This window comes from Exilispira thermophila, assembly GCF_055389015.1.
The window spans coordinates 1662713-1675587 of the sequence record NZ_AP042476.1; the positions used below are offsets into that span (position 1 = coordinate 1662713).

Genomic DNA, 12875 nt, shown 5'->3' on the forward strand with positions numbered 1-12875 from the left:
TTTGTTTATCATATTTCTTTTGTATGTCAATCAAATTAAGATAAATTAATAAAAGAGGTAACAATTATGTTCATTGATACCCATTGCCATCTAGATATTATTTCTAAAGATATTAACAATATACAACAACTTTTAAAAATTGCAAATAAAAATTTTGTAAAATATCTATTTAATATATCGGTTAATATCAAAGATTTTTTTGTTTTTAAAAAGTTATTAGATAAATTTGACAATGTTTTTTATTCTTTTGGTATTTCTCCTAATGATATTGATAAAAAAACAGAAAAGTTAAATTTCAATGATATAGATAATTTTTTTAAAAAAGCAATAGAAAAAGAAAAAGACAAAAATAAAATAATTGGAATTGGGGAAATTGGACTTGATTATTTTCATAAATTCTGCTCACCAGACATTCAAAAACTTTTTTTTAAAATGCAACTAGATTTAGCTGAAAAATACAATTTACCTGTCATTATTCACACCAGGGAAGCATTCAAAGATACTTTTAATATTTTAAAAAGCTTTAAAAATAATATTATATTTCACTGTTACTCAGGAGGAGTTGGTGAAACTGAATATATCTTGAATAATTTTGATAATGCATATTTTTCATTTGCTGGTAATTTAACTTATAAAAATGCTAAAAATTTAGTTGAATCTTTAAAAATTTTACCTGAAAACAGATATTTTTTTGAAACTGATTCCCCATATTTATCTCCTGTACCATTTAGAGGTAAAAAAAATTTCCCATACAATGTAGTTTATACTTATAAATTTGCATCAAACCTATTAAATATTGAAATTAATAAATTACAGAAAAATGTATTACAAAATATAAATAATGCTTTTAATCTCAACCTAAAATAATTTAATTTAAAACTAGTTAAAACATATTATTACTATTAAATTATAAACTAATACAAAACAATATGAATTTTTAATAATATTGATGATTTAAATAAAAGAATATAAAATATATATTAATAAAATCATTCTAATAATAAAAATTGGTAAATAGACTTAATTTAATAAAAAAATAATAAATACAATCAATTAAATAAAAAAAATATAGATAATAAATTTAAATAAAATAAACATATATGATTAATCAGGATTTAGACAATGTCAGGGAATAATATAGAAAACATTATTAAAAATAATTATAAAAAACCATATTTATTTTCAGCACCAATTGCTGGATTCACAAACTCAATAATGAGAGAGATTTTCGCTCAGGGAGGAGCAGATTTCATATTTTCAGAAATGTATAATGTAAATGAAATATTAAATTTACCTATTAATTATTTAGATCTAAAAAAAACAAATTATAAATTAATAATACAGTTATTTGGTAGTTTTGAAGACAATTTTATAGATGCAATTGATAAAATTAAACATTTGCCTCATGGTATAGATATTAATGCTGGATGTCCAGTTAAGAAAGTTATTAAAGCAAAATCTGGCTCTTATCTATTAAATTATCCTGATAAAATTTACAAATTATTGTATAAAATTAAAAAAAATCACAATATTAGATTATCGATAAAACTCAGATTAGGATTTGATAAAATTAATATACTTGAAACTGTTGAAGCTGCAACAAAAGCAAACATAGATTTTATTACAATCCATTTTAGAACTAGAAATCAATTTTTTTCTGGTACAATTGATTGGGATAACTATTTCAATTTATATGAAGAAATTTTAAAAATATATAATAGAATAGTTATAAATGGGGATATTAATTCTTTAAATAAAGCCTTATACTTAATAAATAAATATTCTCCCTACGGGATCATGATTGGAAGAGCATCCTTAAATGATCCTTTTATATTCAAAAAAATTAAAGAATTTTACATTTTTAATAATCTATACAATTATCAAAAAAACGATTTTATTAATTATTATCTTAGTAGATTTAGAACAACTTTAAATAAATGTACCTATTTTTATAATTGCGAAAATTATTTTCACAATATTATTCAATATTTAAAATATAATAATTCTGAAAACTTTAATAATTTTGAAAACCCCATAAATAAAAAAATCATTAATTATCTTTTGTATAAACAAAATATTGAACTTTTAAAAACTATTTATAATAATCTTTATTATAAAATATCTCAAAATATAAAAATTAAGAATTTAAAGTTAACAGAATTTAGAAAAATTGCACACTATTTACTTAAAGGGTTACCAAATTCAAGCAAAATTAAAACTTTCATAAACTCAGAAAATGATGTTAAAAACATTATTGAATACCTAAATAAGTTGAAATAAAATTAAAAGTCATGATAATTATTTAAAAATTATTTAAATTAGAATTTATTCAGGAAAAAGATTTTACAATCTCATGTAAAACCTCGTTTTGAATTGGTCTTGTAATATACTCTTCAATACCAATACTAAAAAGATTTGATTTAGCTACTACATTGTCCTCATTATCGATAATTACAATTGGTACTGACATAAATTTTTCAGACTCTTTTAAATTTTTAAGAAAAAGTAAAACATTATTAAAATCTTTATTAGAAATATCAAAAAATAGAATTTTAGGAATCCTGAAAGCATCAATATTACGAACAAACTTATCATACTCTATATCAATGACTTCATACATATCAGATTTTAAGATATCTTTACTTTCAGGGAAATCAATTGATAAAATATATTTTTTCTCATCTGAAAGGGTCATTTTCTTTTCAATATTTGTTTTAAAATTTTTGTTTATTGAAATATAAAATGTTGAGCCTTTATTTTTCCCTTTTGATTCAGCCCATGCTTTTCCATTATGAATTTTTGCAATATTTTTTACAATAGATAAGCCTAACCCTTTGCCACCAGCAAGAAACTCATATTCTCCTGAAAAATAATGAGAAGCATCGGAAATTACAAAAAATTTATCAAATACTTTTTCAAGATATTCCTCTTCAATACCTATACCTGTATCTTTAACATAAAATATAATCTCTTCTGCATTTTCTTTAACACCTATAGTAATAGTTCCACCATCAGGAGTATATTTTATAGCATTTGTAATTAAATTTTGTAAAGCTTGATATAAAAAATTCTTATCAAAATATGCTTTTTTAGTAGTACTTTCTATATCTATTTGATATTTTAAATTTCTTGATTCAAAAATTGGTTCGTATTCTTTCATTAATTCTTCAATAAAGTTAATTATATCAACTTCAGACACAACTACATCTATATTAGAATCTCTAAGTTTAGCAAAATCAGTAATGTCATCAACAATATGCATTAATTTATCAATATTTTTTTGACACATTGATAGTGCTTCTCTTAACTTTGGATTAAGCTCTCCAAATGAATTGTCTAAAGACAGATCAATAAAACCTTTTATAACAACTAAAGGTGTCCTTAATTCATGGGAAGAAATTGAGACAAAATTTTCTTCCATTTTGTTTAAAAGAAGTAATCTTTTATTAACAGTCTGTAATGACTTATATGCATTCTCTAATTCACTATTTGCTATTGTTAATTCTCTAACTTTTTTTTCTAATCGATTTACTAAATCTTGAGAATATTTTTTTAATACTTTTATTTCATGATTCTCAGAAGACAAAGTTTCCTTTTTTCCAGCTAAAAATTCTTTAACTCTATTAACGAAATTACTATCAATAGGTTTAGGTATATACCCATCACAACCAGCTGCAATTGCTTTTTCTCTTGTTTCATTACTAACATCAGCAGTAACTGCTATAATTTTGACATCTTTTAACTTTTCAATCGATTTTATTTTTGTTGTAACTTCTAAACCAGAAAGTTCAGGTAAATTAATATCCATTAAAATTAAATCAGGGTTAATCTCTTTAGCTTTTTCAACCCCTTCAAGACCACTTCTTGCTTCATAAAAATCATAACCATAATTTTCAAGAATCTTTTTTACAAGAACAATATTATAATAATTGTCTTCAATATAAAGGATTTTAATAGACATCAAAATTTCCTATCTTTTTAATATAATATCACAATAAAACTTTCTAAATATAAAATATATTTTAATACAAGATTAAAAAACATAAATCTCTTAAAATTAAATTAAAATTAGCAAACTAATAATAAAATGATTTATATATAAAATTTTAATATATGATTATTAAAAATCAATCAAATTTTATACTTTTTTATTATTTTTCATATAAGTAATTTCAAATAATTTGTTTTGAAATTTTATAGGTGTTTTTAAAAATTTCATATGATAAATAAACTTGTTACCCTTTTTTGCTATCCACACAATTTGAGCAAAGGTTTCCACAATATCTCTCTGTATATAGATACTTAACTTTAATAATTGTTTGACATGAGAATTAACATTAGTTTCTAAACTGCATCCACCAACTGACAATTCATAAACAGTACCATCATATTCTGCATCATCATAAACATATTTTTTATTTCCATTTTTAAATGAAATGTTAATGAAAACAAAAGTTGAATAAAATTTAACTTTTTTTCTAACATATTTTCTTTTTTGATACCTAGTTAAAAAAGAAGAATGTAAAATAAAAAGTGCTTTAAAGTTATCCTCTTCTATCACATCATCAATAAACGAATTGAATGAATATCCAGCATCATTTTCATTCCAGAAATAAATAATGCAGGGTTTTTTCCAATCAATAATATCCTCTCTTGGAGGCTTTTTTAAAAATAACCCTTTTTCATTTGTCATTAAGACTTCTGAAAAAAAATAACCATAATCTTCTATATACATTCTAACTTTTTTACCTGGTTTTATATCCTTTGACGTTATAGTTATTATTTTATTATCATAGATATCTTCAAGTCTTGATAATATTTTATATAATTTATTTTTAGTAGTCTCTTTATCAACACCATTTTCGATTATTGTTCCCTCAGTTACCATTTTAATGGATCTTTTTAAAAAATTTTCAAGATTAGATTTATTTGAAAAAACTAAATTAGGAGAAAGGTTTTGAAATTTATTTATACACTCATATAATAGTTCAATTTCATATGGTTTGAAACGCTTAATCTCCAGCATATTTTTAAATGCTTTAAATGGAATCTTTTTAACTTCCAATTTTTTATCTACATGTTTTTTACTTAAAAGAGCAATTCCTCCAAATATTAATCCAATTATAATTAAAAAGATTAAAACTCCGGTCATATTGGTTTTAGGAAGAGTAATTTCAGGTGTTGTTTGTTGTAAAAAGAAATATATAACTCTAATATAAATCATTTTTTAACTTCCTTTTTTTGTTTATCTTCAAACAAATCCACAAATATATCAATTATTGTAAAAAATAAAATTAATATTATTGGTCCAAGAATTATTCCAGAAAACCCTAAAAATCTAAGTGCACCAAGAATTGAAAAAAATATTAATAATGGATGTATCTTTATTTTATCTTTAATTATAAGTGGTCTTAAAAAATTATCCATAGTTGATATAAAAAAACCTGCAAATATAAAAAGCAATATCCCTTTAGTAAGTGAAACAAAAATCATAATATATATAGCAATAGGAGCCCAAACTGCTGTTGCTCCCAAAATAGGTATAAAAGATGAGATAAATAAAATTGAACCCCATAAAATAGCATTTTTTATCCCAAAAATTAAAAATAAAATTGTTGCAATAATTCCCTGAACTATAGCGACTGTAAAATAACCAACAATCACAACATAAGCTGTTTCATTAAACTTTTTAACTAAAATTTCTGTATACCTTTTATCAATAGGGATAGCTTTAAAAAAAATATTTTTTAAATACTCCCCATCTACAAATAAAAAATATAATGTAAAAATAGTAAATAAAAAAGAAATTATAAAAGAAGCAATATTTTTAACAATTGATGTAGTGTTATTAAGAAAGAATGTAGAAATATTTTTAATATTTTTTATAATTTCTTGTTGTAAATTTAAACTTGTTAAATCGATATACCCTTTTGTTAATTTTGAGATTGACATAACTAATTTATTATCAGCATCTATTTTTAAAATATCTGGATTTGATTTTATAAAATTAACTGCAACTTTATAAAAACCTAAAAATTGGTTTGATAAAGTAAATAAAAGATAAATTATTGGTATAACTATAATTACAACTGCAAAAAAAGAAAGTATTATTGCAACAATTTTAATTTTAAAATTGTAAAATTTATCTCTTTTTATTTTTTTTAAAATAAATTTATACAAAGGATGAAAAACAATAAATATTAAAATAGCCCATAAGATTGAATAAAAAAATGGGGAAAATATTTCAACAATTAAAAAAAAGAAAAATATAAATAATAGGATGAATATAAAATCTTCCATTTTTAATTTCATTTTTTTATTCATATTATTTTATCGAATATTTTAAATATATATTGACTTTTAAAATCTTACTATTTCTATTAATAAAAACTTAAATTAAAGATAAAATATTTAAAATTAAAATCAAAAAATAAATTTGAAAAGGTAAACTTAATGGAAATAAATAAAAATATTGATGACCAATATTTCAAATTTGAAACAATAGACTTAAAAACTTTTAGTTCAATTAAGATAGGATATATTACAAACAATATTTTTTTTCCTGAAAATGTTAATGACTTAAAAAAAGCAATAAAATATTTGTTGTATGAAAATTATAATTTTAAGTTTTCAGGTGGACATACAAATATCCTTTTTCATAAAAAACCCAATAATACAGTTTTTATAAATTTTTCAAAATTTAATAATATTAATTTTAAAGATAATTACCTTCTAATAGATAGTGGAGTTTTTTCCTCTTTAATTTCAACAATAGCATATATATTTGGAATAAAAGGATATGAATTTTTACATCTTCTCCCTGGAACAATAGGAGGAGCTGTATTTATGAACGCTAGATGTTATGGAGGAGAAATTAAAGATATCATCCAATCTGTTAATACAATAAAATTAAATTACAATAAAAAAGGTATTCTAATAAAAGATAATTTTGAAAAAAATGAGTTATTTGATAGTAACTTTAAAAATATTATTGAAGAAAAAAAATATATAAATAATTTGAGTGTAAATAATTTAAATTTTTCTTATAAACATTCCATATTTCAGGAAAATGATGAAGCAATAATATCTGTATCAATAAATTTTCCTACCAGTATCCCTGAGGATATTGTAAACTTGACTATAAATACTTTATATAAAAAAATATTAAATCCATCAAAATATCTGGATTTAGAAAACTTTTATAAAACATATTCTTTGAAAAATATTAACAATATTTTAGAAAAATTTATGAAAAATAGAGATTTTAGTAAATATCTATTAAATATAAATAGAACTCAAATTTTAAAAAGAATGGAAGAAATTGAAAATGATAGAAAAAAGAAAAAACATTTTGCTTTACCTTCTCTTGGATCTATTTTTAAAAATAACTATGATTATGGCATACCCATGGGGAAATTAATTGAAGATTTAGGTTTAAAAGGATTTGCAATTAATGATGCTCAAATTTCAAATTTTCATGGAAATATAATTATAAATAAAGGGAATGCAAAATCTGAAGATGTTTTAAAACTTATTGAAATAATTAAAAATAAAATTAAAAAGAACTATGGTTTTATACCTGAAGAAGAGATAATTATCATATAATTATTTGGAAAAAAGATAAATACATAAAAATCTTAAAGGATTTCAAATTGGGTACTATATTAACAATAGACATTGGAAATACTAACACAAAGTTCGTAATATTTAGTCAACAAAATGATATAAAACCTGAATTTATCAAAGTTATTAAAAATAATGAAATCTCAGTAGACTATTTAAATAAAAGTTTTTTTGAATTTATTAATAATAATTATTATCCATCTAATATAATAATTTCATCAGTTAACAAAAAAATCGAAGAATATATAAAAATCATTATAAATATTTTTCAAAAAGAATTAAATAAAAAAAGAAAAATCAAAAATAATATAAATATTATTCATATAAAAATGATGAAAAATTTACCTTTTGCTTTTAAATACAATCCTTTAAATTCTTATGGAAAAGATAGATTAGCTAATTTATTTTTTTCTTTAAAATCAGGCACCCCTTTTATTTCAATTGATATTGGAACAGCAATCACAATTGACTATATTAATAGTAAAAATATTTATTCTGGTGGAATAATAATACCATCAGCACAGTTAATGTTAAAAAGCCTAAATAATTTTACTGATTTATTACCAGAAATAAATATTAATAAGCTAGAAACTAAAAAAATTAAAAAAGTTTTTGATGACATAAATAACAATAATAATCTAGGATTTTCAACTAAAGAGAATATGATTTTGGGCAATTTTTCTACTATTATTTATAGTATTGTAAGTTATATAGCAAATATTTATTACAAAGAAGTTAATAATCTTTCAAAAAATAGAAAATTAAACATAGTTTTAACTGGAAATGAGATATTTAAAAAACTGGATAGTATAATTAAAAATAAAATAAAAGTTTTTAATAATATAAATTTAAATTTACTTAATATTATTTATGAAGATTTTCTTGTTAATAAAGGATTAAAAATATTTTTTGATTATTATTATAATTAATGCTTCAAATATTAATTCAGAAACTCTATAAATTTTTAATAATTTTTTATAATGTTAAAAAATTTAATAAATTTCATTTTGATATCTTGTTATTTTTGTTATTTCATCGAAATATAATAAAAGAATAAATATTTATCAAAATTTTTTATTATTAACGGAGTAATTAATGAAATTGGAAAAAATAGAAAAATATCTTATTTTACTAATATTTTTAATTATATTGTTAAGTTTCTCAGGATGTACAAAATCTTATAAATCAACAATTAAAAACTATATAAAATTTATGCAAAATGAACAATTTGAAAAAATTTATGACACACTTCTAACAGATAGTGCTAAATCTAAATTTCAATCCTTTTTAAGCCAGATGATAAATGATAAAGAACAATATGATTCAGTAATAGAAACATTTAAATCTATAAAAAAAGTTAATGTAATACAGGTTGAATTTTACAACAATGATGAAATTGCTGTTAAATTTAGATTCATTAACAAAAAAGGTATTGCAATAGAAGATGCATGGTGGAGGATGAAAAAAATTGATGGAAAATATTATATTATGAAATTTTCAAAACATTGATTTTTAAAATAATTTTAAAAATAAAAAAAATGAATAGAGAAAAAACAAAAATAACTTTTAATAATAAAAATATAAATTCAAAATTAAATTTTCTAATTTTAATAGTACTAATAATACTTTTTTCAATTTTTTATTCATTTCAGGTTAGAAATTTAGCTTCTTATAATTATGTTTATTTTTATGTTTATAACTTTTTACCAATATTAAAAAACAACAGTAAACTTATTGGTAAAAATATTGATATTGATACCATACAGGAAAATAAACTTATAGAAGAGCAGAATAAAGAATCTGCTAACTTTTTAGCAACCCTTTTTTTTTCACCTACATATTTTGAATATTATAGAAAATCTACAAGAAAAGGGTTTGAAAGTATTGCTGATATAAATTTTAACAAAGCTAATTATAATTTTGTATTTTATAAAAAAGAATTTATAGATAATTTTTATTATAAGACTACAACAAAATTTAAAATAACTAAAAGCATTATATCTTATACTCAAGCAATTTTAAACACAACAGGAATAAAAACATATGGAGAATATCCTTTTCAAATAGACATAATAAATGCTGCTAATTTTAAATTAGAAGACAATTTATTTATATATGGCTTGAAAAAAACATGCGAAAATTTAATAAAGAATAGTGTATACATTAAATATGGGAGAAATTTTGTTTATAAAGTTTCAGGTTCATTCATCTTATTAGAAACACCGAAAATATTTGTTAATTCAGGTGTAATTTATTTTAAAATAAATGGATATGTAATTTTTAATAAAGAATAGTTCAGTCTTTGTTAATAATAAAATTTAAATTATTGAAATATTTAAAAAATAAAGAATTAATTTTATCCTAATTAAAATTTCTCTCCTTAGTACAGTTATGTATTCATTAAAATTAATCTTTTATAACATTAAAGGAAATATATTATTTTTATCTCTTTTGCCTTTGGCAACTGTAATTCAGTCAAGAAATTTTAATTAGGATATATATTGATTTTATTTATTTAATTAAATATAATAATTTTAATTTTATCATTAACTGCAATAACCACGAAAAAATATTTTTTATTTAGTATTTGACAACTGAAATCCATTCAAAAAATTTCAATTAGTATAGATATCAAACTTAAATTTATTTAATTAAATACAATAGTTTCAATTTTATTATTAACTACACCTGCCACAGAAAAATATTTATTCTATTCAGTCTTTGACAACTAACAATCGTTCGAAAAATTTTAATAATGATAGATACATTACCCAAACTTATTTTAATTAAATATTTATAAATACAATAATTTCTATTTTTTTAACCATTAAAATCATAAGTTATAAATGCACCTATAGAAAATTTATTATATTTTTCTATTGTATTATCAAAATTAATCTGATAGTTATATGAGCCATTTAGTTTAAAGCTAATTTTATTTAAACTATATTTAAAAGTAAAATAAAATCTATGTATTTGATAATCATAGTAATCTAAAGAACCATATCTATAATATAAATGATAAGAAAAATACATATATGAAGATTTTTTAAAATTATATTTTAAAGAAAAACCTGGATAAAAATAATTATAATCTTTAGAATTTATATCAAAATCTGAAAACTTATAGTTTATCTCAATTGATAAAATAAAATTAGTTAACATCTTAAATTTCAAATTGTTATAAAAATAATTAACTGTTTTATTTTTTGTAAAATCATCATAAAAAAGATAATCCTGAATTTTATATTTAAAATTCCAGAAAATTTTATCAAATATTTGTTGTATTAGCTGTATTTGAAAGTTTTTATAATCATATTCTAATAATGTATCTAAATCTTCATCAAATAGATTAACTGTTTTTGTCCCATATTCAAAACCCGTTTTAACAACTGGTAAAGAAGGGAAAAAACTACTTTGAGCAAAAATTTTTTGATTAACACTTAAAACCAATAATAAAATAAAAATTATAAGAAAAGTAGTTTCTATTTTTTTCATAAAAGCTCCTCTTCTTAAATCTATTTTAATTTACTATCTAACTTTTTTCCAAAGTATAAATTTAATATAGATACTTTTCCATTAAAAGACCATCTTCATCCTTATAATATTTATCTAAAATTTTAGATACTTCAAAACCACTTTTTTTATACAGATCTATTGCTATTTTATTTGATATTCTGACTTCTAACCTGATTATTTTACAACCTTCATTTATAGCAATTTTATTTACTGCATAAATTAAAAATTTCCCAAATCCTTGCCCTCTATAACTCGGGCCTATTGCTACATTTATTAAATGAGCACTTTTTATATAATTTATTTTTTCAAAAATTAATATAAAATATCCAATAATTTTATTTTCAAAAATTAATTTAACAAACATCACATCATTTCTATTGACAAGCAAATAGAAATACTTTTTTTTCCAGGGTTTTTTGAATGAAACCTGTTCAATTTTATATATATCATCAATATCATTTAATGAAACTATATCAAGTTCAACTTTTTGTTGAATTTGTTTTATCTCATCTTCTGAAACCATAATTAATCCATAAAAACTTTTTTACATTTAATCACACTTTAAATAAAAGAAAAGAAAAAAAGCTACCTTTGCAATCAAGGTAGCTTTTTAATCTTAATATAATAGTTTATTTTTTATCTTTTATGCTTCTAGGAACTGGAAAATCAAGCATAGATAATAATCCTGCATCTGAATGATAATATACAAGTGGAATTAAATTAACAGCCATTGCAATTGTACCTTTTCCACCTGGAATTTCTGGTTTAATTGACAAATTAATTTCAGGATCACCATAAATATGGATATAATCACCAGTTTCTGTATTTTCAAGTTCTGGATGGATCTGTTGTGGATGGATTAATTTAATCTTTTCGTTTCCATCTTTATCATAACCTATTCCAATATGTTTACATCCAGCAACCATTCCTGGTTCAACTTTAACAACTGGAGTTTCCCTATGTACATTTGAAATAATTGGTTCTCTAGTTTGTTCAATTCTATCAATTTCCCAGCCTAATGCATCTGCAATCATACTAATTGATTCTGGAAAACCTATATGCCCAACAATTGAACCATCTTTTAAACCTTTATTAAATTCTTCAACTGTTGTTCCTACACCTTGAGTTTCCATAACTGTCTTACCAAAAGGTGATAAATCATTTACACGTTGTGCTTCAATTCTATCAACTTTCACACATGCACCTGTTAGAGTGATAATTAATGTATCTAAAACAAAACCAGGATTAATACCTGTACCAACAACTACAACTCCATTTTCAGCTGCTAATTCATCTAATTTTTCAGCTAATTCTGGAGATTGTTCCCATGGATAAGCCATCTCTTCTGCTATAGTTATTACATCGACACCTTTTTCGATGCAAAATTTCAAGTCTTCATAAACTTCTTTAGTAAAAGATTTTGTAGCATGTAAAACAACATCAACTTTCTCACTATCAATAATTTCTTCTGGACTGCCAAATACAGGTACACCAACTTTTCCAATATTTAAAAATTCACCTATATCAGAAAAATTACCTTTGAAAGCTCTTTTTGAAATTGCACCAACAACTTCAATATCTTCTTTTTGCAACATCATTTTTATCATACCAGAACCCATTGCACCAACACCCCATTGAACAACTCTAATTTTCTCATTAATGTTTTCAGCCATTATTTGACCCCCTAAACTAGATTTATGTATAAAATAATTTTTTAAATTTTAAATGCAATA

The 12875-nt window shown here is 21.4% G+C and carries 12 protein-coding genes; 6 read left to right on the top strand and 6 right to left on the bottom strand.

The features are described from left to right. Positions 1–66: 66 nt before the first annotated feature. Both ACZ5EC_RS07015 and ACZ5EC_RS07020 read left to right on the top strand, forming a co-directional pair. The gene (locus ACZ5EC_RS07015) at positions 67–867 is read left to right on the top strand and encodes a TatD family hydrolase (protein ID WP_464301772.1); all 801 of its coding nucleotides are present in this window, start codon (positions 67–69) and stop codon (positions 865–867) included. Positions 868–1122: 255 nt separating this feature from the next. Then, positions 1123–2280, top strand: coding sequence for a tRNA-dihydrouridine synthase family protein (locus ACZ5EC_RS07020; RefSeq protein ID WP_464301773.1), 1158 nt, complete (start codon positions 1123–1125; stop codon positions 2278–2280). A 49-nt stretch (positions 2281–2329) separates the two neighbouring features. Here ACZ5EC_RS07020 and ACZ5EC_RS07025 read toward each other — a convergent pair whose 3' ends face one another. The 3 genes from ACZ5EC_RS07025 to ACZ5EC_RS07035 all read right to left on the bottom strand — a co-directional run bounded on the left by ACZ5EC_RS07025 (position 2330) and on the right by ACZ5EC_RS07035 (position 6312). Continuing rightward, on the bottom strand, positions 2330–3961 hold the full coding sequence (locus ACZ5EC_RS07025) for an ATP-binding response regulator (RefSeq protein ID WP_464301774.1): 1632 nt from the start codon (positions 3959–3961) through the stop codon (positions 2330–2332). 177 nt (positions 3962–4138) lie between these two features. Next, positions 4139–5224, bottom strand: a complete 1086-nt coding sequence (locus tag ACZ5EC_RS07030; protein ID WP_464301775.1) for a PilZ domain-containing protein — start codon at positions 5222–5224, stop codon at positions 4139–4141. After that, entirely contained in the window at positions 5221–6312 is a 1092-nt protein-coding gene (locus tag ACZ5EC_RS07035) for an AI-2E family transporter (RefSeq protein WP_464301776.1), read from the bottom strand. Before ACZ5EC_RS07035 ends, ACZ5EC_RS07030 begins: the two co-directional genes overlap by 4 nt. Before the next feature lie 141 nt (positions 6313–6453). Between ACZ5EC_RS07035 and ACZ5EC_RS07040 the strand changes: the two genes are divergently transcribed. From ACZ5EC_RS07040 to ACZ5EC_RS07055, 4 genes are all read left to right on the top strand, one after another. Further along, the gene (locus tag ACZ5EC_RS07040; protein WP_464301777.1) at positions 6454–7605 is read left to right on the top strand and encodes an FAD-binding protein; all 1152 of its coding nucleotides are present in this window, start codon (positions 6454–6456) and stop codon (positions 7603–7605) included. A gap of 47 nt (positions 7606–7652) precedes the next feature. Then, the gene (locus ACZ5EC_RS07045) at positions 7653–8552 is read left to right on the top strand and encodes a type III pantothenate kinase (protein ID WP_464301778.1); all 900 of its coding nucleotides are present in this window, start codon (positions 7653–7655) and stop codon (positions 8550–8552) included. Positions 8553–8718: 166 nt separating this feature from the next. Beyond that, positions 8719–9132: a hypothetical protein gene (locus ACZ5EC_RS07050; protein ID WP_464301779.1), complete on the top strand. Its 414-nt coding sequence runs from the start codon at positions 8719–8721 to the stop codon at positions 9130–9132. A gap of 29 nt (positions 9133–9161) precedes the next feature. Beyond that, positions 9162–9917, top strand: coding sequence for a hypothetical protein (locus ACZ5EC_RS07055; RefSeq protein WP_464301780.1), 756 nt, complete (start codon positions 9162–9164; stop codon positions 9915–9917). A gap of 526 nt (positions 9918–10443) precedes the next feature. Here the strand turns inward: ACZ5EC_RS07055 and ACZ5EC_RS07060 are convergent. The 3 genes from ACZ5EC_RS07060 to ord all read right to left on the bottom strand — a co-directional run bounded on the left by ACZ5EC_RS07060 (position 10444) and on the right by ord (position 12815). Beyond that, the gene (locus ACZ5EC_RS07060) at positions 10444–11121 is read right to left on the bottom strand and encodes a hypothetical protein (protein WP_464301781.1); all 678 of its coding nucleotides are present in this window, start codon (positions 11119–11121) and stop codon (positions 10444–10446) included. A 61-nt stretch (positions 11122–11182) separates the two neighbouring features. After that, positions 11183–11665, bottom strand: coding sequence for a ribosomal protein S18-alanine N-acetyltransferase (rimI, locus tag ACZ5EC_RS07065; RefSeq protein WP_464301782.1), 483 nt, complete (start codon positions 11663–11665; stop codon positions 11183–11185). Positions 11666–11771: 106 nt separating this feature from the next. Next, positions 11772–12815, bottom strand: coding sequence for a 2,4-diaminopentanoate dehydrogenase (gene ord / locus ACZ5EC_RS07070; protein WP_464301783.1), 1044 nt, complete (start codon positions 12813–12815; stop codon positions 11772–11774). Positions 12816–12875: the final 60 nt, after the last annotated feature.

Excerpts from the sequence above, each read along its gene's own strand:
- ACZ5EC_RS07025 (WP_464301774.1), bottom strand. The coding sequence starts at position 3,961 with ATGTCTATTAAAATCCTTTATATTGAAGACAATTATTATAATATTGTT.
- ACZ5EC_RS07060 (WP_464301781.1), bottom strand. The coding sequence starts at position 11,121 with ATGAAAAAAATAGAAACTACTTTTCTTATAATTTTTATTTTATTATTG.
- ACZ5EC_RS07055 (WP_464301780.1), top strand. The coding sequence starts at position 9,162 with ATGAATAGAGAAAAAACAAAAATAACTTTTAATAATAAAAATATAAAT.
- rimI (WP_464301782.1), bottom strand. The coding sequence starts at position 11,665 with ATGGTTTCAGAAGATGAGATAAAACAAATTCAACAAAAAGTTGAACTT.
- ACZ5EC_RS07015 (WP_464301772.1), top strand. The coding sequence starts at position 67 with ATGTTCATTGATACCCATTGCCATCTAGATATTATTTCTAAAGATATT.
- ACZ5EC_RS07050 (WP_464301779.1), top strand. The coding sequence starts at position 8,719 with ATGAAATTGGAAAAAATAGAAAAATATCTTATTTTACTAATATTTTTA.
- ACZ5EC_RS07020 (WP_464301773.1), top strand. The coding sequence starts at position 1,123 with ATGTCAGGGAATAATATAGAAAACATTATTAAAAATAATTATAAAAAA.
- ord (WP_464301783.1), bottom strand. The coding sequence starts at position 12,815 with ATGGCTGAAAACATTAATGAGAAAATTAGAGTTGTTCAATGGGGTGTT.
- ACZ5EC_RS07035 (WP_464301776.1), bottom strand. The coding sequence starts at position 6,312 with ATGAAATTAAAAATGGAAGATTTTATATTCATCCTATTATTTATATTT.
- ACZ5EC_RS07040 (WP_464301777.1), top strand. The coding sequence starts at position 6,454 with ATGGAAATAAATAAAAATATTGATGACCAATATTTCAAATTTGAAACA.
- ACZ5EC_RS07030 (WP_464301775.1), bottom strand. The coding sequence starts at position 5,224 with ATGATTTATATTAGAGTTATATATTTCTTTTTACAACAAACAACACCT.